Origin of the sequence: Actinomycetospora atypica, assembly GCF_042653685.1 — a bacterium.
In the GTDB taxonomy this organism is placed as follows: Bacteria; Actinomycetota; Actinomycetes; order Mycobacteriales; family Pseudonocardiaceae; genus Actinomycetospora; species Actinomycetospora atypica.
On sequence record NZ_JBHSIV010000037.1, the window covers coordinates 18,967 to 37,505 of the forward strand.

The window sequence follows — 18,539 nt, forward strand, 5'->3', positions numbered from 1 at the left end:
CCTATGTCACCTACTCCTCCCCGAGAGATCGTCGGCGCCCCGTCCGGGTCGTCGTCGGGCGGGGGCCCGCGGGCAGGGCGGAGCACCGCTAGCGTCCGTCCGGTGGGCCCCACCGACTCCGCGGCCGCCCTGCGCCGCTCCGCCATCGAGGCGCTGCAGCAGGGTCGGACCGCCTCGCAGGTCTACGACGAGGGCGGGCGCCTCGAGTGGGTCTCGGAGCAGATGCTGGAGCTGGCCGGGGCCGACTCCTCGACCGAGGTCGGGATCGGGATGGAGCTCGAGGACGGCCTCGACCTCCCGGTCTGGACCGCGATGCTCACGGACCGGACGCGGGAGGACCTGCGGGCCGAGCTGGCGGGGCACCTCGACCCCGACACGGACCAGCCGCCGGTGTGGGTCGCACCCGTCGAGCTGCACCTGGCCCACCGCACCCGCCCGGTGGGCATGCTGGGCCTCACGATCCGCGGCCCGGACGGCTCCGTCGCGGGCACGGCCCTCGTGTTCGCCCCGCTGCTACCGGCCCGGGTCCTGGCGCTGGTCAGCGAGGGCGACGAGGCCATGTTCACGCGCATGGCCGACCTCACCGAGCCGGGCCGGCGGCCGACCGCCGTGCTGTTCGCAGACATCGACTCCTCCGGCCCGCTCTCCCGTCGCCTGCCCACGGCCGCGTACTTCGACCTGATCCGGCGCTTCGCGACCGTCTTCGACGACCTCGTCGCGCGCCACGGCGGCATCGTCGGGAAGCACGCGGGCGACGGCGCGAGCGCGTTCTTCCTGGCCGGGGACGCGGGCGCGGGTCCGTCGGGGGCGGACGAGTCGGCGGCGGCGCACGCCGCCCTCGCCGTGGCGCTGGCCCTCCCGGACGCGGCCCGCACGATCGTCGGGGACCTCGTCGAGGGCGGGGTCGGGCTCGCGCGCGAGGACTTCCGCGTCAACGTCGGCGTCCACTGGGGCTCGGACCTCTACATCGGGCAGATCGTCACCGGTGGCCGCCTGGAGGTCACGGCGCTCGGCGACGAGGTGAACGAGTGCGCCCGCGTGGAGCACGTCGCGGCCGGGGGCCAGCTGCTCGCCTCCAAGCCCCTCGTCGAGCGCCTCGACCACGACGCGGCCACCGACCTCGGCCTGGACCCGCTGCGGCTGGTCTACCGCCCGCTCGCCGAGCTCGCGGCGGACGACCGCAAGGCCCTGCGCGACGCGGGCACGCTGGCCGTGGTCGACCTCAGCTCGCACGGCGAGGGCGACCACCCGGGCTCAGGCCGCGACGAGGCCGGGCCCGCGTAGCGCGGGCTCCTCGTCGGCGACGGGGACCGCGGCCGTCTCCGCCGGGGGCGCGGCCGGGGTCGCCTCCACCGCGGCGCCGAGGCCGAGGAGCCCCACGAGGGCGACGACGACGCCGAGGCCGGGGACGACCTGCTCCGCCCCGGCGAGCAGGACAGGGACGAACGGGCGGACCGTGCGCCAGGTCGCCGGCCGGGCCACGAAGGCGGGGGCGGGCACGGTGATGGTGATCGTGAGGGTCATGACGACCTCGCTTCGCGCGCGTCGGGCCCACCCCGGCCGGACGCGCGGCCGGCCGTCAGACCGGGTGGGCGCCTCGGGGGGCGGGTGGGGTGAGGGGTCGGGCCGTGCTGCACCGGGGGCCGGCGCCGGGACTGTGACCGGGACTCATCACTCACCTCCTCGCTCGCGGACGACGATCAGTGGACACCCCGACGATCACCGTGGTCAAGGCTCCTGCCGTGGAGGCCGTCAGCGGCGGCACGCGGGTGCGGGACGGCCCTGCGGGACCGGTCCGACTCCGAGCGCGGCACGGATCGTGCGGCTGGACGCCACGCGAGCGCTCCCCGGGCTCCGAGGACCCGGCGTGGCCGCACCTCCGCGGGCTGCGGCCCGGGTGACTGTCGGACCCCCGCGGCACACTGCCCGACATGACCGATCCGAGCGGTTCCGTGGTGGTGGTGGCCGGCGCGACGAGGGGGGCCGGGCGCGGGATCGCCGCCGCCTTCGGTGAGGCGGGGGCGACGGTGGTCTGCACCGGCCGGTCGAGCCGGAACGGGCGGCCCGGCGTGGTGTCCGACTACGCGGGGCGGCCCGAGACGATCGAGGAGACCGCCGAGCTGGTCACCGCCCTGGGCGGCACCGGGATCGCCCGCCAGGTCGACCACCTCGACCCGCAGCAGGTGGCGGGCCTGGCCGACGAGCTGCGCGCCGAGTTCGGCGGGATCGACGTGCTGGTCAACGACATCTGGGGCGGGGAGGACCTCAAGGGGGCCCCGCCGGAGTGGAACACCCCGGTGTGGGAGCACGGCGTCGACGTCGGGCTGCGCATCCTGCGTCTCGCGATCGACACCCACCTCGTCACCGCGCACCACCTGCTGCCGCTGCTGCTCGCGCGGCCGGGCGGGCTGCACGTCGAGGTCACCGACGGCACCACGGCGTTCAACGCGGAGAACTACCGGATCTCGGTGTACTACGACCTCGCGAAGGTCGCGGTGAACCGGCTCGGCTGGTCGCTCGGGCACGAGCTCGGCCCGCGGGGGGCGACCGCCCTGGCGGTGACGCCCGGCTGGATGCGCTCGGAGCTCATGCTCGAGGCCTTCGGGGTCACCGAGCAGTCCTGGCGCGAGGCCCTCGGCACCACGGCGCCGGAGGGGTTCGAGCAGTCCGAGACGCCGCGCTTCGTGGGGCGCGGCATCGCCGCACTGGCGGCCGACCCCGACCGGGCGCGGTGGAACCAGGCGTCGGTGACGGCGGGCGAGCTGGCGCGGGCGTACGGCGTCACCGACCTCGACGGCACCGTTCCCGACGCGTGGGCGCTGCACTGATCGTCCTCATCCGGGGGCCGGTCCGCAGCCGTCCGTGGGGCCCTCACAGGCCGCGGTCGGTCAGCCAGCGCTCACTCACCGAGCGCCGGAGCTGGTTGCCCAGCGACTCGTAGGCCAGCAGGTCGTAGGCGTGGTTCGCGAACGGGACCCGCACCAGGGTCGCGTCCAGACCGGCCCCCTGCGCCGCGTCGACGAACCGGGCCACGCCTCCGGGCGGGACGAGCTCGTCGTCGGTCGGCCCGAGCACGAGGGTCGGCGGGGCCGCGGGGGTGATGGCGGGGACGCCGGAGAGGGCGGCGTAGCGCTCGGGGACCTGGGCCGGGGTGCCGCCGAGGTAGGCCTCGCCGATGGGGCGGGCGGACACGTCGGGCTCGCCGACCCCCGTCCCGAGCTCCCAGGCGTCGACGAGATCGGTCGCCGGGTACTGCACGAGGACCCCGCGTGGGACGGGCACCCGCCCGCCGCACGCGGAGGGCTGCGTGCCCGAGGCCGCGTGGTAGGCCACCGAGATCGCGAGCTGCCCGCCCGCCGAGTCCCCGGCCAGCACGATCCGACTCGGGTCGCCGCCCCGGGCGGCCGCGAACTGCGCGACCTGGGTGAGGGCGCACGCCACCTGGGGTCCGGCGACGTCCCAGGTGGGCCGGCCGTCGGCCACGAGCGTGTACCCGACGCTGACCACCAGCCGCCCGCGGTCGGCGAACCAGCGCATGTCGGCCGAGTTGTCGAGCTCCGACCCGCCGGACCAGCCGCCGCCGTGCACGTAGACGAACACCGGGGCCGGGCCGGTGGCGCCGCGCGGGTCGTACACCGCGACCGAGAGCGGCCGGCCGTCCGGCCCGGTGCCGTACTGCGGGTGGGCGTCGGGGATCGAGAGGTCACCGTGCGGTGCGACCGCCCGGAGCAGGTCGACCGAGCCGCCGGCCTCGACGGCCGCCGCGACGACGAGGCCCACGACCACCGCCAGCGCCACGGTGCCCACGCCCCCGATCGCCGCGACCACCGTGGCCGACCGCCGCGCCCGACGTCGCAGCACCACCGCGAGGACCGTCGCCACCAGCCCGGCGAGGACGAGGGCCGGTCCCTGCCAGGTCACCAGGACCGTGGCGTACCCGGAGAGCCGCCAGAGCCCGGGCACGATCGCCCCGAGCGCGACCAGCAGCACCACCAGGGCGACGATCCCGAGCAGCACCAGCCCCACGCCGGCGAGCACACCGCTGATCCGGCGGGAGTTCCTCACCCCGGGAGCCTATGCCGGTGCGCCGTCCGGGCGATCTTCGCCGACCTCCGCCGACCCGGACGGGCGACGGGGCCCCGCCGGCGCGAGGTGCCCGACAGCGCCGGGCTGGGCCCGGCGGATCAGAACGGCGGGTCGGGGCCGGCCGAGGAGACGTCCGAGGGCACGACGGAGCGCCAGCGACGCAACAGGTCGCGGACCACTCCCCCGGTCGGCGTCCGCCCGGCCCGGGCGTCGGCCTCCCCCGATCCGGTTCGCGACGGGGTCTCCCGACCGGCGGGCGCGTCGTCGGCCGGAGGTCGTGGCCGCGGAACGGGTGTGGTGCGGGCGATCATCGGGTCGGGCAGCGGATCGATCGCCCGGCGCGGGCGGGTCACGTACCCGATCCCCGCCGGTGAGGTCCACCGGAAGTACCCGGGACGGGGTTGGGTCAGGGTCCAGCGGCCGTCGGTCTTGGCGCGGTGGTGCGTCGCGCAGGGGACGCCGATGTTGTCGGCGATCGTGGGGCCCCACTTCGCCCAGTCCCGGGTGTGGTCGATCTGGGCGGTGGCGGCGCGCTGGTGGCAGGCCGGTCCGATGCAGCAGCGGTCGCGGACCCGCAGCCAGCGGTCGAGCTCGGGACCCGGGCGACGTCTCGTGGCGTGGGCACGGGTCGCTGCGGGGTGGGCCGGGTCGTCGAGGTCGGGCAGTCCCTCGAGCGCGGCCTGGGCTGCTCGGACGAGGGGCGCGTAGGGGTCGTCGGCGTCGAGTCGGAGAGCCCGCAGGTCACGGGTGCGGACCGCGAGCTCGACGATGGCGTGGCCGTCCCGACCGTCGCGCCGATGCCGTGGCACGTGGGTCGGACGGCGGCGGGACACGAGCACGTGGGTGGGCCGACCGTCGTCGTCGCAGAGCACGACACGCCACTCCCCACCGGGACGGGCGAGGGCCAGCGTCCGGGCGGTCGCGGCCCCGACGGTGCCCCAGGACGGCACGCTCCCCGGGAGGTCGTCATGGCCGAGGAGGGTCGAGAGCCGGAGCCGGACCTCCACGATGCCGGTGCGCAGGCGGGAGCCGGGCACGTCGGGGAACGTCTCCTCGGGCTCGGCCTCGGCCGGACCGCGATCGGGGGGAGCCGGCCCGGGGGTGGGCTCCTCGTCCAGGCCACCCCGGCTACCCGCCGGGGCACTGCCTCGGTCGTTGGCGCCTGCGTCGTTCGCGTCGGTGGCCTCGTCGGTGTCGTCGTGACGCGGATCGGGGTCGTCATCCGGGCCGCCCTCGGACTCGTCGTCGGGTCCACCGTCCGGGTTCGGACCGGGACAGTCGCCCGGCCCTGCATCGGGCCCGTCGTCCGGGCCACGAGGTCCACTGCCGGGCCCGCGGTCGGGGCCGGACGGGCCGTCGTCGTCGGGACCACCCGGGTCCACGCCCTCGCCGTCGGCGAGCTCGGCGGCGATCTCCCGGACGAGACGGGCGACGAGCGCCTCGTCGTCGAGCCCGGTCAGCGACCCGTCGGTGAGCCGGCACAGCACGCGTGCCCGCACCCACGCCCGGCGCGGTGGGCGGACGCCCTGCTCCCGGACCCCGGAGTGCACGGCGTCGGCCAGCGCGTCGAGGTGGGCGCGGGAGCGGATCGCGTCCTCCGGCGGGAGGTCCCGTCCACAGAGGTCGCCGCTCCCGGAGGGGTTCAGCCGGTGGGTCACCCGCGCCTCCCCGAGGGCGCGCGCCAGGCGGCGGGCCGACCACCCGGAGTCGAGCGACATCGCGACCTCCGTGAGCCGGTCCCCGAGCGCCCCGACCGGCAACCCCGCGGCCTCGGGCAGCACCTCCTCGCAGGTGCGGCCCAGGTGCTCGGGGGTCATCTCGACCAGCACGTCGCTGAACACCTGCGCCTTGCGCGGCTCCAGCCCGCCCTCGGCCATCGCCGCCGCCACCGTGGGGAGGCGCTCGAGACGGTCGGCCGCGAGATCGAGACGGCGCGCGGCCATCGACGTCGACCAACCGAACGCGGCGGCGGCCTCCAGGCAGGAGTGCCGGTCGAGGTCGCGCCGGACGGTGGTGCCCTCCTCGGCGCGGCAGGCCTCGTACATCGTCCGGTCGAGCATCGAGGCAGCCCAGTTGGACACCCGGAAGGCGAGCCGCATCGCGGCGACCGCCTCCTCCCCGGTCAGGGCGGCCAGATCGAGCGCGGCGAGCCGCGCGCAGTCGGCGGGCCCCACCGCCTCGACTCCCCTGCTCATGCATCGAATACTAGTTCGACCCACCGACAGTCACCCCGGGAGACGAGCACGATGACCGCACCCCACAGCCGCCTGCTGGCCGTCGCGGTGGACGCCGCCGACCCCCACGCCCTGGCCTCCTTCTGGGCCGCGGCCCTCGGCGCCGAGGTCGGGGAGCCCTGGACCGACGCACACGGGACCACCTACGTCGCCGTGCCGCTCTCCGGGGGGACCGAACTGCTCTTCCAGCCCGTCGACGACGAGCGGGTGGGCAAGAACCGGGTCCACCTCGACCTCGCCGCCGTGGACACCACCCGCGACGCCGAGGTGGAGCGCCTGACCGCCCTGGGCGCCCGCGTCCTCGACCTCGCGCCCGACCACCCGTGGATCGTCATGGCCGACCCCGAGGGCAACGAGTTCTGCGTCCTCGACCCCCGCTGACGGTCAGGGCAGGACGACGAGCTTCCCGCCGGCGTGCCCCTCCTCCATCAGGCGGTGGGCCTCCGGCAGCTGCTCGAGCGGGAAGGTGCGCCCGAGCGGCACGCTGGCCGTCCCGGCCGCGACGTCGTCGAGGAAGCCCTGCAGCACCTCCGCGTGCAGGTCGGCGGCGTCCCCGCCGTAGCCGGCGAGGCGGACGCCGCGCGGGAGGTAGGCGATCGGGTAGAAGTCGGGGATCGTCCAGACGTTGGAGAGCATCCCGGAGACGCAGGCGACGCCGTGGACACGGACGGCGGCGAGGGTGTCGGGCAGCGTGGGCGTGCCCACGAGCTCGAGGGCGCGGTCCACCCCCTCCGGCCGGATCGCGCGCACCCGCGGCGCCACCGCGCCGTCGTCGAGGACCACGTGGTCGACCCCCACCCCCTGCAGGAGCGGCGTCCGGGCGAGGTCGCGGGTCGTGGAGAACACCGTCATCCCGAGGCGCTTCGCCAGCACCGCCGTCGCGAGCCCGATCGACGACGTCCCGCCGCGGATCAGCAGGGTCTCCCCCGGCTGCGCGTCGAGCCCGACCGTCAACGACCCGTACGCGGTCTGCAGCATCTCCGGGATCGCCCCGAGCACGGCGGCATCGAGGTGCGTGCGCACCTCGAGGACCTGGCTCACGGGCACGCAGGTGTACTCGGCGTACCCGCCGTCGAACTGCCGGCCCATCCCGCCCATCATCGCGACGACCCGCGCGCCCTCGGCGAACTCGCCGCCCGGGCAGGCCGCGACGACGCCGGTCGCCTCGATACCGAGCACGCGGGGGAAGGTCACGCCGTCGGCGAGCCCGAGGCGGGTGTGCAGCTCGGAGCGGTTGAGGCCGGCGGCGGTGACGCGGATCAGGACCTGGCCGGGGCCGGGCACCGGGACGGGGAGCGTGCGCAGCTGCAGCGCCTCGGGCGGACCCGGGGCGTCGAGGACCACCGCGCGCATGGAATCGGGGATGCTCATGCCGCCACAACCCCATCACACGGGAGATGATTCCATGGAATGCACATGTCTCTGAGCGAGCTGTTCGACGACCTCGTGCGTGTCGAGATCGTGCTCTGGGAGGCGGTCGACCAGCGCCTGCGGGCCGAGGTCGGACTGCCGCTCGGCCGCGTGGAGACCCTGCGCGCGGTGGTGACGACGCCGGACTGCCGGGTCCAGGACGTGTCGACCGCGCTGCGGGTGACGGTCGGGGCCGCGAGCAAGCTGGTCGACCGGCTCGCGGCGGCCGGCCTGGTCGGGCGGAGCGCCCACCCCACCGATCGGCGCTCGTCGCTGGTCACCGCCACCGCCGCCGGGCGGACGGCGCACGACGCGGCCACCGCCGTCGTCGAGAAGGAACTGCACGTGCTGCTGGGCGAACTCCCGGACGGCTTCGCGAGTGCCGTCGGCGCCCTGCGAATGCGTCTGGCGCCCCGCGCATCCGGGTCGTAGGCAATTCCCGGAAATTCGGCGACGCAGTTCCCGGCCACGCCTCACGAGAAACGTGGCCGGGTCGAAGCATCAGGAGGGTCGCGGCGGGTCGCGCTCCTCGTCGGTCGCGGGTGCCCCGGTGCCGCCACCGGGATCGGTGGAGATCAGGTGCGGGTCGACCGCGGGGGCGTCGGCGGTGTTCCCCGGGGCCACGCGTTCCACGGTGTTCTGATTCTCGAGGAATTCCTCGCTGTCGGGTGCGGGTGCGTTCTCCACGTCAGCCATGCGAAAAACTCTAGGGGCACCACCCGCGAAATCCCATCGGCAAATGCTGCAGCCCCGGGCGGTAAACGTCGGACCGGAATTCGGGTGCGACGCCCGCGACGGTCTCCTACCGTGGCGCCCGTGGAGGTGCGGTTCACGAAGCTGACCGGGCGGGCCTACGAGATCGCGGTGCGGCGCGACCGGGGCCCGGCGCTCGCCCCGCGGCGCGGCCCCGGCTACGACGACGATCTCCCGCACGACGCTGTGCACCTCGTCGTCGAGACCGAGGCGGGCCTGCGCCACGGGGTGTACGGGCGGGTCGCCGCGGGGCGGAACACGATCTTCTGGCCGGCCGATCCCGACGAGCGGCGCCGCGAGAAGCGCCGGGAGGCCCGCTACCGCCCGACCGCCGAGGAGGACGCCGACATGACGCGCTCGGAGGAGCTCGCGGCGCTGGCCGTCCGGGCCTGGCGCCACGGCGGCCCGGTCGACGACCCGGTGCTCGCCCGCATCGTCGCGCGCCTCGCCGACGTGGCCGACCGGTGGCGGGCCCTGCCCGAGGGCGGCGGGATCACCCTGGAGTGGCCGGCGGTCAGCCCAGGTCGGGCCAGATCCGCTGCAGCATGTGCCAGTCCTGCGGGCGCTCGGCGATCTCCGCCGCGAACGCGTCGGCCATCGCCTGGGTCGCGGCCGGGACCTCGCTCCGCGACCTGACCTCGATCGGCGGGTGGATGCGGAAGCCCCAGCCCCCGTCCTCGGTGAACCAGCACCCCAGCGGCAGCAGGGGCGCCCCCGTCGCCGCGGCCAGCGAGGCGGGGCCGGGCGGCATCGCGGAGCGGTGGCCGAAGAAGTCGACGGGGACGCCGCGGTGGGAGAGGTCGCGGTCGGCGACGAGGCAGACGATGCGTCCGGCGTGCAGGGTGCGCAGCAGGCCCCGCACCGGCGGGTCGCCGCCGGTCATCGGGAGGATCTCGAAGCCGAGCGACTCGCGGTAGTCGACGAAGCGCTGGAACAGCGCCTCGGGACGCAGCCGCTCGGCGACGGTCGCGAAGCCGCCGTAGCGCTGGACGGCCCACGCGCCGACCACGTCCCAGTTGCCCGAGTGGGTCAGCCCCACCACCGCGCCCCGGCCGCGCTCGAGGGCCGCGTCGAGGTGCTCGCGGCCGGCGACCTCGTCGTCGACCCGGTCGGCGAGGGCCTTCAGGTCCACCGACGGGAGTCGGAACGCCTCGCGCCAGTAGCGGGCGTAGGACCGGACGCCGGCCCGGGTCAGCTCGTCGAGGGCGTCGTCGGGAAGGTCGGGGCGCACCCGCGCGTAGTTCGCGCGCAGCCGCGCGACCCCGGGGCCACCCCGCCACGCCGCGAGGTCGGCGCCCGCGTCGAAGGCCACCCGCGCCACCGGCTCGGGCAGCTCCCGCACCAGCCGCCACCCGGCGGCGTACCCGAGGTCGGCGGCGCGCTCGGCGAGCGGGCTCACCGGTCGGGCTCCGCGGTGGGCAGCTCGGCGCGCGCCTCGGTGTGGCCGGTGGCCGCCCCGTACTGCTCGCGGGCGCTGATCCACACCGCGCGCACGCGCTGCCCGACCGTGACCACCGACCCGAGCGCCAGGACCGTCAGCAGGACCTCGACGGCGTACGGGACGCCGAGGCCGGTCAGGCCGATGCCGGTGAGGCCGAGGATGAGCCGCTCGGGGCGTTCGACGATCCCGCCGCCGCCCTCGAGGCCCGCGCCCTCGGCCCGCGCCTTGACGTAGGAGATCAGCTGTCCCGCGAGCAGACACGTGAGGGCGAGCCCGACGACGAACCAGCGTCCCGTCGACGCGGCCCACCACGTGACGCCCGCGAAGACGGCGCCGTCGGCGAGGCGGTCGCACACCGAGTCGAGCACGCCGCCGAACGGGCTCTTCACCCCCCGCGCGCGGGCCATCGACCCGTCGAGCATGTCGAGCATCGCGAAGAACCAGACGGCCAGGGCGGCGGCGAAGAGGTGCCCGGTGGGGATCAGCCAGAGCGCCGAGGCCGTGGCCCCGACGGTCCCCAGGACCGTGACGGCGTCGGGGTGCACGCCCCGCCGGACGAGCCAGGCGCTCGTCGGCTCGACGACCCCGGACATGACGGCCCGGCCCCACCGGTTGATCACGGGCCGACCCCGTCCCCGGCCGCCCAGACCTCGGCCAGCCGCTCCCGGGTCTCGGCCAGCAGGGCCGGGATCACCTTCGTCTGGCCGATGACGGTGATGAAGTTGGCGTCGCCGCCCCAGCGCGGGACCACGTGCTGGTGCAGGTGGTCGGCGAGCGACCCGCCCGCGACGTGGCCGAGGTTGATCCCGACGTTGAAGCCGTGCGGGGACGACATGACCCGCAGCGCGCGCACCGCGTGCTGGGTGAAGCGCATCAGCTCGACCGACTCCTCGTCGGTCAGCTCGTCGAGGTTCGCCACGTGGCGGTAGGGGACGATCATGAGGTGCCCGGGGTTGTACGGGTGCAGGTTCAGCACCGCGTAGACCTGCTCGCCCCGGGCCACGACGAGGCCGTCGGCGTCGGTCCGCCCGGGGATGGCGCAGAGCGGGCACCCGCCGTCGACCTCGCCGGTGCCCTGCTCCCCCGCGATGTAGGCCATGCGGTGGGGCGCCCAGAGCCGGCGGAAGCCGTCGGGCGTCCCGGCCCCGGTCAGCTCGTCGGCCCCCGCCGGGTGGTCGGCGGGGACCCCGGAGTCGGGCCGCCCGGGCTGCGGGGGCACGCCCCCGCCGGTGTCAGACACGACCGGTCCTCAGGGCGTCAGCAGCGGGGCGAAGGTGGTCTCGTCGGGCGAGGCGTTCTCCCGGCGGGCGACCCAGCCGCTGATCGCCGCCACCGCGTCGTCCACCGGCACCCCGTTGACCTGCGAGCCGTCGCGGAACCGGAACGACACCGCGTCGGCCTCGGCGTCCTTGCCGCCCGCGAGCAGCATGAACGGGACCTTCTGCAGAGTGTGTGTGCGGATCTTCTTCTGCATGCGGTCGTCGGCGTGGTCGGCCTCGACGCGCAGGCCCCGCGCCCGGAGCTTCCCGACGATGCCGTCGACGTAGTCGCCCTGGTCGTTCGACACGGGGATCGCGACCGCCTGCACCGGCGCGAGCCACGCCGGGAACGCCCCGGCGTAGTGCTCGGTGAGCACGCCGAAGAACCGCTCGATGGACCCGAACAGCGCGCGGTGGATCATGACCGGCCGCTGTCGGCTGCCGTCCGAGGACGTGTACTCGAGCTCGAAGCGGTCGGGCAGCATGAGGTCGACCTGGATGGTCGACATCTGCCAGTAGCGCCCGATCGCGTCCTTGGCCTGCACACTGATCTTCGGGGCGTAGAAGGCGGCGCCGCCCGGGTCGTCGACGAGGTCGAGACCGAAGGACGAGGCGGCCTCGCGCAGCGCGTCGGTGGCCTCCTCCCACTCCTCGTCCGACCCGATCGACTTCTCCGGGTTGCGGGTGGAGAGCTCGAGGTAGAAGTCGTCGAGCCCGTAGTCGCGCAGCAGGTCGAGCACGAAGGTCAGCAGCGAGGTGATCTCGCCGGCCATCTGCTCGCGGGTGCAGTAGATGTGCGCGTCGTCCTGGGTGAAGCCCCGCGCGCGGGTCAGCCCGTGGATCACGCCCGACTTCTCGTACCGGTAGACCGTGCCGAACTCGAAGAGGCGCAGCGGCAGCTCGCGGTAGGAGCGCCCGCGCGCCCGGTAGATCAGGTTGTGCATCGGGCAGTTCATCGGCTTGAGGAAGTAGTCGATGCCCGGGCGCCGGACCTCGCCGTCCTCGCCGTACTCGGCGTCGAGGTGCATCGCCGGGAACATGCCCTCGCGGTACCAGTCGAGGTGCCCGCTGGTCTGGAAGAGCTCGCCCTTGGTGGCGTGCGGGGTGTTGACGAACTCGTAGCCCGCCTCGGCGTGGCGCTGGCGGCTGTAGTCCTCGAGCTCCTTGCGGATGATCCCGCCCTTGGGGTGGAACACCGCCATCCCCGAGCCGATCTCGTCGGGGAAGCTGAAGAGGTCGAGCTCGGAGCCCAGGCGCCGGTGGTCGCGGCGCTCGGCCTCGGCCAGGCGCTCGAGGTAGGCGTCCTGGGCCTCCGGCGACTCCCACGCGGTGCCGTAGATGCGCTGCAGCTGGGCGTTGCGCTGGTCGCCGCGCCAGTACGCGGCGGCGCTGCGGGTGACCTTGAAGGCCGGGATGTACCCGGTGGTCGGCACGTGGGGCCCGCGGCACAGGTCGCCCCAGACGCGCTCGCCGGTGTGGGCGTGGACGTTGTCGTACGCCGTGAGGTCGCCGGAGCCGACCTCCATGATCTCGCCGTCGGCCTCGGCCTCGCTGGTGCCCTTGAGGTCGACGAGCTCGAGCTTGAAGGGCTCGTCCTTGAGCTCCTCGCGCGCGGCGTCGAGGCTCTCGTACTCGCGGCGCACGAACCGCTGCTTCGCCTTGATGATCTTCTTCATCGACTTCTCGAGGTCGGCGAGGTCCTCGGGGGTGAACGGGGTGTCCACCGCGAAGTCGTAGTAGAAGCCGTCGGTGACGGGCGGGCCGATGCCCAGCTTCGCGCTCGGGAACTTCTGCTGCACCGCCTGCGCGAGCACGTGCGCGGCGCTGTGCCGGATCACGGCGCGGCCGTCGGCGGTGTCGGCGGCGACCGGCTCGACCTCGACGTCCTCGGCCGGGGTCCAGGCCAGGTCCTTCAGCGTGCCGTCGGGAGCCTTCACGACGACGACCGCCTGCGGGCCGTTGCCGGGCAGGCCCGCCTCGCGCACCGCCTGGCCGGCCGTCGTGCCCGCGGCGACCCGGACGCTCGGGGTGGTGGCGGACGAGGGGGGCGAGGACACGGCGGTGCTCCTGGGTCGAGGTGGACGTCGAGGGCTCCCCCGTCGTCCGTCCCAGCTTATCGAGGGGCACCGACACCGTTCGGGGCGCGGGTCGGGCTCAGGGCCGCGGGGGCCGTCGTCCGCGCACGCCCAGCAGGAACGCCTCCACCGCCCGCACCACCAGCATCGTCCGCGGCGTCGGCAGGACGTCGAACGCGTGCTGGGCGTAGGGCAGCTCCGCGTACGCCACCGGCGCGCGCGACACGGCCCGCAGGGCACGGACGAAGGTGCGGCTCTGCTCCGGCACGACGACCGCGTCGCCGGTCCCGTGCAGGACGAGGAAGGGCGGCGCGCCGGGGTGCACCCGGTGCGCGGGCGACGCCGCGGTCCACGCCGCCGCGTCGTCGCCGTCCATCATCGTGTCCGCGAGCAGGACGTCGAGGGTGCCGCTGCCGTCGTCCGCGGTGAGGTCGTAGATCCCGTAGAGCGTGACCGCGGCGTCGACGCGGGTGTCCCCCGAGCCGGTCAGGGCGGCCAGCGCCGCGAGGTGCGCCCCCGCCGACCCACCCGAGACGGCGACGAACGACGGGTCGCCGCCGTGCTCGGCGACGTGGGCGTGCACCCAGCGCAGGGCGGCCCGGACGTCGTCGATCATCGCCGGCCAGCGGTTGTCGGGGCCGAGCCGGTAGTTCACCGCGACGCACACCCAGCCGCGGGCGACGAGGTGGGCCATCAGCGGGTTGGCCTCGCCCTCCTTGGTGCCCGACGACCACGCCCCGCCGTGGATCTCCACGAGCACCGGCGCCGCGGCATCGTCGGGAAGGCGGGGGTGGCGCCAGATGTCGAGGGTGTTCGCGCGGCCGTGCGGGCCGTAGGGCACGTCCCGCGCCCCGGCCGCCCGGAACCGGCGGGGCGCGGCGATCGCGCGGGGCGAGAGCCACGGCGGGGGCTCGGTCGACGGGACGCCTCCCCCGAGGGCACCCGCGAGCGCGGCGGAGAGGACGTCGTCGGTGACCCGGGCGCGACGGTCGAGCGCGAGCAGGGCGACGACCGAGCCGCCCGCGAGGCCCAGCCCGACGCGGCCGGTCGCGGAGCGGGCCGCCCCGCGGCACGCCGCGACGAGCGCGGCCCCGCCGGTGAGCGTCGCGGTGGGGCGCGGGAGCTCGGTGGCGAACGCCGCGAGCAGGGACGCCGCGACGGCCGCGGGCCAGCGCCGGGTGAGCGGTCGCAGACCCGCCGTCACGACGACCGCCGCTCCCGCCCCGACCGCGAGCGCGCTCACCGCGGCCCGCCGCTGCCGCCCGGTCCCCGCTCCGGACACCCCGCCTGACCCCCTGGTACCTGGCCCGTTTGTGACGTCCAGTGTCAGCAAGGCCGCAGTGCTGACACCCAGCGGCATCATCGCCGCCGCGACTGTGACGTCGCTGTGCCCGCGCCGCCGGAACGCCCCCGATCCCCGCCGTCTGGGTCACAATGGCGCCCGTGGCGGACGGAGCGGGACTCGAGGCGCGGACCCCGCTGCGCGCGGTCGCGACCTGTCCCCCCGACCGTCGGCACCCGTGGGCCGACGTGCCGCCCGAGGCCGCCGACCGCATGCGCGCCGTGGTCATCGGCGCCGGCGACGACATCATCGAGGAGGTCCGCCTCCAGGTCGCCGAGTACGCGCTCTCGATGGACGGGCTGTTCGGCCAGAACATCCGCAAGGGCGTGTCGGTGGCCCTCGAGCAGTTCCTGCAGCTGCTCGGCACCGACGGCGACCTGCCCGACACCCGCGTCTACTTCGAGCTGGGCCGCGTCGAGCACCGGCACGGCCGCACGATGGACGCGCTGCAGACCGCCTACCGCGTCGGCACGCGGGTGATGTGGCGGCGGATCTCGGTCGGCAGCGACGCCTACGGCCTCGACTCCGACGGCATCTTCCGGCTCGCCGAGGCGCTCTTCGAGTACACCGAGCAGCTCGCCGCGGCCTCGGTCGCCGGGTACGCCCACGAGCAGAGCCTCACGGCCGGGTCGCGCCAGGCGCGCCGGCACACGCTCGTCGCGGCGCTGATGCGCACCCCGACCCCCGACGGCACCGAGCTCGAGCGCCTCGCCCGCGAGGCCGAGTGGGCGCTGCCGCGCTCGCTGGCCGTGGTCATCTGTGACGACGAGGCCCTCCAGGCGGTGTTCCGGCGCCTGCCGCCCGACGTCGTCGGCTCCCGCGTCGACGGGCTCGGGGTCATCGTCGTGCCCGACCCCGACGGTCCGGCCCGCGCCGACGCCCTCGTCGAGGCGACCGCGGGGGTGCCGGCCGTGATCGGTCCGACCGTCGCGCCCGACCAGCTGTGCCGCACGATCGCGCGGGCCCGGGGCGCCTGGCCGCTGGTCGCGGCCGGCGAGATCGTGGCCGACCCGGCGGTCGCGGCGCCCCGCGGCGCGAAGCCGCCGTCGGGCCTGGTGCGCGCGGACGACCACCTGCTCGCCCTGCTCCTGCACGCCGACGTGTCGGTGACCACCGACCTCGTGGCCCAGCGGCTCGAGCCGCTGCGGCGTATGACCTCGACCGCCCGCGACCGGGCGGTGGAGACGCTGCGCGCGTGGCTCGACGCCCACGGCGACGTCGCCGAGACGGCGGGCACGCTGCACGTGCACCCGCAGACGGTGCGCTACCGCCTCGCGCGGCTCAAGGAGTCCTTCGCCGGGGCGCTGGACGACCCGGTGGCCCGGCTCGAGGTCGCCCTCGCCCTCCGCTTCGGGGGCGGGCTGGGCGAGCCCGCCCCTGAAGCCTGACCGCTCAGGACCAGGCCGCTCAGGACCAGCTGGGGTCGACGTCCCGGACGGTGAACTCCGTGGCGGGCGACGACCCGAGGGCCGAGATCAGCGCGGGCGGTGCGCCGTGCACCTCGACCCGCGCGCCGGCGGCGAGCCGGTGCACGCGCAGCTGTCCGAGGACCCGCACGAGGGCGGGCCCGCAGTCGCCGGTAAGGGCGGAGAGCTCCACGGTCAGCTCGGCCCACGCCTCCTGGGCGAGGCGGGGCCGCAGCGCGCGCAGCGCCTTGACCTGGGCCGGTCCGGCGTCGCCGACGACGGCGAGCGCGAGGCAGCCGTCGTCGTACCGGCTCAGCCCCACACCCTCGTCGGCGTACGTGACGGCTCGACGCCGGGCCTCGCGACGTCGGTCGGCGAGGTCGGTCGGGTAGCCGTCGGGCAGCAACGGTGCAGCCACGGGACACCTCCGGAGGACACGCACGGACACGGTCCCGCCTGGGCTCCACGGGTGGATACCGACAGGTTGCCCCACGATCGGGTGCCGTGAAACACCGGCTACAGGTCGGCGCGGTTGTTCGCGAGGGTGGCGGCGAGGTCGCGGAGCTTGATGTTGAGCTCCTGCGAGGTGCGGCGCAGGGTCTGGAAGGCCTCGTCGGCGGTGAGGCCGCGGCGCTCCATGAGGATGCCCTTGGCCTGCCCGATCACGTCGCGCGAGCGCACGGCCTCCTCGAGCTGCGTGGAGCGCAGCTCGGCGGCCTCGACGGCCCGGGCCCCCTGCAGCGCCACCGCGGCGAACGTCGCGAACAGCAGCGCGTCGTCGCGGTCGACGTGGTCGAGCCCGCCGACGCGGCGCGAGTAGTAGTTCAGCGCACCCAGACGGGGCTGGTCGCCGCCGGGGAACATCCCGGTGGCGTACACGCTGTGCAGCCCGAGCTCGGCGGCCGCGGGCCCGAAGCGGGCCCAGCGCTCGTCGTGCGCGAGGTCCGAGGAACCGGCGTACCCGACGCCGCCGTCCACGGTGGACTCGACGCAGGGCCCCTCGCCGGTCTCGTACTGGATCGAGTCGGCCTTCGTGGCCACCTCGTCGGTCTCGACCGGGGTGGTGAACCCGTCGCCGTCGCGCAGGGTGACCGACACGACGTCGGCGCCGGTGACGTCGCGGGCCACGTGCACGATGCGCTCGAGGACGCTCGCGACGTCGTCGTGGCCGCCACCCCGGGACAGCGACGCCCCCAGCGTCACGAACTGCCGGGCGAGCGGCCCTGCCGCGTTCTCCGCGTCATCGTCCACGAACCGGTCCCGCTCCTCCCGCCACGTCAGGTCATCCACCACGGGCGAATCATAGGCACCCGGCGGGAGGCGGCACGGCGGAGCGCATCAGGCGGCGGCGGGCACCGTCCGGTCGCGCAGCCGACGCAGCGTGGCGGCGGCCAGGCGGCCACCGGGCAGGGCCTTGCGCTGGCGCCTGGCGATCGTCTCGTGGCCGCCGGGGAAGGACAGCCGGGCGATCTTCCACAGGACGCCGCCGTACTGCTTGTACATGGGGCCCGCGTGGTAGGGCAGCCCGTAGCGCCGGCACAGGTCGCGCACCTTCGGCGCGATCGTGCGGTAGCGGTTCGAGGGCATGTCGGGGAACAGGTGGTGCTCGATCTGGTGCGAGAGGTTCCCGGTCATGAGGTGCAGCAGCGGCGAGCCCTCGATGTTGGCCGAGCCCAGCATCTGCCGGACGTACCACTCGGCCTGCGACTCGTTCTCGAGCCGCTCCTCGTCGAACGTCTCGACCTCGACGGGGAAGTGGCCGCAGAAGATGACGGCGTGCGACCACACGTTGCGCATGGTGTTGGCGAGCAGGCCGCCGAGCAGAGCCGGGACGAACGAGGGCCCGGAGAGCGCCGGGAAGACGACGTAGTCCTTGAGGGCCTGCTTGCCGGCCTTGCGGGCCATCACCTTGATCTCGGGCATCTTGTCGCGCCACGTCGCCTTGCCGTTCGCGACGTCGTCGAGCTCGAGGTCGAACGCCGCGATGCCGTACTCGAAGATCAGGGCGAGACCGAGGTTGGTCACGGTCTGGAAGAGGTAGCGCGGGTGCCACGGCTGGTCGGGGTCGATCCGCAGCACGTTGTAGCCGATGTCGCGGTCCTTGCCGTGCACGTTGGTGTACGTGTGGTGCAGGTAGTTGTGGGTCTGCTGCCACGACGACGCGGTGGAGACGTGGTCCCACTCCCACGTGGTGGAGTGGATCTCCGGGTCGCGCATCCAGTCCCACTGCCCGTGCAGGACGTTGTGGCCGATCTCCATGTTCTCGAGGATCTTCGCGATCCCGAGGGAGGCCGCGCCGGCGACGAAGGCCGGCGGGAAGAGCGCGCCGAGCAGCAGGATGCGCCCGGCGATCTCGAACCCGCGCTGGCTGCGGATCACGCGGCGGATGTACTGCGCGTCGGCCTCGCCGAGCGTCGACATGACCTCGTCGCGGATCGCCTCGAGCTCGGCGCCGATGCGCTCGATGTCCTCGACCGAGAGGTGCTCGGTCGAAGCCGTGATGTGCGCCTTCGAGGCACCCGGGCGGCCGGGG

Annotated in this window: 18 protein-coding genes; 5 read left to right on the forward strand and 13 right to left on the reverse strand. The window is 75.1% G+C overall.

Annotated elements, in window-relative coordinates; genetic code table 11:
- Nucleotides 1-102: 102 nt before the first annotated feature.
- Nucleotides 103-1,284 carry an adenylate/guanylate cyclase domain-containing protein gene (locus ACFPBZ_RS24745; RefSeq protein WP_378038781.1) on the forward strand — a complete coding sequence of 394 codons (1,182 nt, stop codon included), beginning with the start codon at nt 103-105 and terminating at the stop codon, nt 1,282-1,284.
- Here the strand turns inward: ACFPBZ_RS24745 and ACFPBZ_RS24750 are convergent.
- Nucleotides 1,255-1,524, reverse strand: coding sequence for a hypothetical protein (locus ACFPBZ_RS24750; RefSeq protein ID WP_378038782.1), 270 nt, complete (start codon nt 1,522-1,524; stop codon nt 1,255-1,257). The genes ACFPBZ_RS24745 and ACFPBZ_RS24750 overlap by 30 nt on opposite strands.
- 407 nt (nt 1,525-1,931) lie before the next feature.
- Between ACFPBZ_RS24750 and ACFPBZ_RS24755 the strand changes: the two genes are divergently transcribed.
- Nucleotides 1,932-2,828, forward strand: coding sequence for an SDR family oxidoreductase (locus tag ACFPBZ_RS24755; protein WP_378038783.1), 897 nt, complete (start codon nt 1,932-1,934; stop codon nt 2,826-2,828).
- A 43-nt stretch (nt 2,829-2,871) separates the two neighbouring features.
- Here ACFPBZ_RS24755 and ACFPBZ_RS24760 read toward each other — a convergent pair whose 3' ends face one another.
- Together ACFPBZ_RS24760 and ACFPBZ_RS24765 are read right to left on the reverse strand one after the other, a co-directional pair.
- On the reverse strand, nt 2,872-4,065 hold the full coding sequence (locus ACFPBZ_RS24760) for an alpha/beta hydrolase (RefSeq protein WP_378038784.1): 1,194 nt from the start codon (nt 4,063-4,065) through the stop codon (nt 2,872-2,874).
- A gap of 119 nt (nt 4,066-4,184) precedes the next feature.
- Nucleotides 4,185-6,281, reverse strand: coding sequence for a DUF222 domain-containing protein (locus ACFPBZ_RS24765; protein WP_378038785.1), 2,097 nt, complete (start codon nt 6,279-6,281; stop codon nt 4,185-4,187).
- Between the two features lie 51 nt (nt 6,282-6,332).
- On the opposite strand from ACFPBZ_RS24765, the gene ACFPBZ_RS24770 reads away from it, so the two are divergent.
- Entirely contained in the window at nt 6,333-6,701 is a 369-nt protein-coding gene (locus ACFPBZ_RS24770) for a VOC family protein (protein ID WP_378038786.1), read from the forward strand.
- Between the two features lie 3 nt (nt 6,702-6,704).
- Here ACFPBZ_RS24770 and ACFPBZ_RS24775 read toward each other — a convergent pair whose 3' ends face one another.
- Entirely contained in the window at nt 6,705-7,691 is a 987-nt protein-coding gene (locus ACFPBZ_RS24775; RefSeq protein WP_378038787.1) for a zinc-binding alcohol dehydrogenase family protein, read from the reverse strand.
- A gap of 45 nt (nt 7,692-7,736) precedes the next feature.
- On the opposite strand from ACFPBZ_RS24775, the gene ACFPBZ_RS24780 reads away from it, so the two are divergent.
- Nucleotides 7,737-8,162 carry a MarR family winged helix-turn-helix transcriptional regulator gene (locus ACFPBZ_RS24780; protein WP_378038788.1) on the forward strand — a complete coding sequence of 142 codons (426 nt, stop codon included), beginning with the start codon at nt 7,737-7,739 and terminating at the stop codon, nt 8,160-8,162.
- 69 nt (nt 8,163-8,231) lie between these two features.
- Here ACFPBZ_RS24780 and ACFPBZ_RS24785 read toward each other — a convergent pair whose 3' ends face one another.
- The 6 genes from ACFPBZ_RS24785 to ACFPBZ_RS24810 form a co-directional block, all read right to left on the reverse strand.
- Entirely contained in the window at nt 8,232-8,426 is a 195-nt protein-coding gene (locus ACFPBZ_RS24785; RefSeq protein WP_378038789.1) for a hypothetical protein, read from the reverse strand.
- Between the two features lie 571 nt (nt 8,427-8,997).
- Nucleotides 8,998-9,882, reverse strand: a complete 885-nt coding sequence (locus ACFPBZ_RS24790; RefSeq protein ID WP_378038790.1) for a phosphatidylinositol mannoside acyltransferase — start codon at nt 9,880-9,882, stop codon at nt 8,998-9,000.
- Nucleotides 9,879-10,544 (reverse strand): phosphatidylinositol phosphate synthase, encoded by a 666-nt coding sequence (gene pgsA / locus ACFPBZ_RS24795; RefSeq protein WP_378038791.1) that lies wholly within the window; start codon nt 10,542-10,544, stop codon nt 9,879-9,881. The genes ACFPBZ_RS24790 and pgsA overlap by 4 nt, the downstream gene beginning before the upstream one ends.
- Nucleotides 10,541-11,023 (reverse strand): HIT family protein, encoded by a 483-nt coding sequence (locus tag ACFPBZ_RS24800; RefSeq protein ID WP_378038808.1) that lies wholly within the window; start codon nt 11,021-11,023, stop codon nt 10,541-10,543. Before ACFPBZ_RS24800 ends, pgsA begins: the two co-directional genes overlap by 4 nt.
- A gap of 150 nt (nt 11,024-11,173) precedes the next feature.
- Complete coding sequence (thrS, locus tag ACFPBZ_RS24805) at nt 11,174-13,240, reverse strand: threonine--tRNA ligase (protein WP_378038792.1); 2,067 nt, start codon at nt 13,238-13,240, stop codon at nt 11,174-11,176.
- Nucleotides 13,241-13,337: 97 nt separating this feature from the next.
- Nucleotides 13,338-14,540, reverse strand: coding sequence for an alpha/beta hydrolase fold domain-containing protein (locus ACFPBZ_RS24810; RefSeq protein ID WP_378038793.1), 1,203 nt, complete (start codon nt 14,538-14,540; stop codon nt 13,338-13,340).
- 161 nt (nt 14,541-14,701) lie between these two features.
- On the opposite strand from ACFPBZ_RS24810, the gene ACFPBZ_RS24815 reads away from it, so the two are divergent.
- A complete protein-coding gene (locus tag ACFPBZ_RS24815) occupies nt 14,702-15,988 on the forward strand; it encodes a PucR family transcriptional regulator (protein WP_378038794.1) in 1,287 nt (428 codons plus the stop codon).
- A gap of 19 nt (nt 15,989-16,007) precedes the next feature.
- On the opposite strand, the gene ACFPBZ_RS24820 is transcribed toward ACFPBZ_RS24815, so the two are convergent.
- The 3 genes from ACFPBZ_RS24820 to ACFPBZ_RS24830 all read right to left on the reverse strand — a co-directional run bounded on the left by ACFPBZ_RS24820 (nt 16,008) and on the right by ACFPBZ_RS24830 (nt 18,508).
- Entirely contained in the window at nt 16,008-16,424 is a 417-nt protein-coding gene (locus tag ACFPBZ_RS24820) for a hypothetical protein (protein ID WP_378038795.1), read from the reverse strand.
- 98 nt (nt 16,425-16,522) lie between these two features.
- Entirely contained in the window at nt 16,523-17,299 is a 777-nt protein-coding gene (locus ACFPBZ_RS24825; protein WP_378038796.1) for an ANTAR domain-containing protein, read from the reverse strand.
- A 45-nt stretch (nt 17,300-17,344) separates the two neighbouring features.
- The gene (locus ACFPBZ_RS24830; RefSeq protein ID WP_378038809.1) at nt 17,345-18,508 is read right to left on the reverse strand and encodes a fatty acid desaturase family protein; all 1,164 of its coding nucleotides are present in this window, start codon (nt 18,506-18,508) and stop codon (nt 17,345-17,347) included.
- Nucleotides 18,509-18,539: the final 31 nt, after the last annotated feature.

Coding starts and splice junctions, on each gene's coding strand:
- ACFPBZ_RS24750 (WP_378038782.1), bottom strand. CDS start 1,524: ATGACCCTCACGATCACCATCACCGTGCCCGCCCCCGCCTTCGTGGCC.
- ACFPBZ_RS24755 (WP_378038783.1), top strand. CDS start 1,932: ATGACCGATCCGAGCGGTTCCGTGGTGGTGGTGGCCGGCGCGACGAGG.
- ACFPBZ_RS24765 (WP_378038785.1), bottom strand. CDS start 6,281: ATGAGCAGGGGAGTCGAGGCGGTGGGGCCCGCCGACTGCGCGCGGCTC.
- ACFPBZ_RS24770 (WP_378038786.1), top strand. CDS start 6,333: ATGACCGCACCCCACAGCCGCCTGCTGGCCGTCGCGGTGGACGCCGCC.
- ACFPBZ_RS24775 (WP_378038787.1), bottom strand. CDS start 7,691: ATGAGCATCCCCGATTCCATGCGCGCGGTGGTCCTCGACGCCCCGGGT.
- ACFPBZ_RS24780 (WP_378038788.1), top strand. CDS start 7,737: ATGTCTCTGAGCGAGCTGTTCGACGACCTCGTGCGTGTCGAGATCGTG.
- ACFPBZ_RS24785 (WP_378038789.1), bottom strand. CDS start 8,426: ATGGCTGACGTGGAGAACGCACCCGCACCCGACAGCGAGGAATTCCTC.
- ACFPBZ_RS24800 (WP_378038808.1), bottom strand. CDS start 11,023: ATGGCCTACATCGCGGGGGAGCAGGGCACCGGCGAGGTCGACGGCGGG.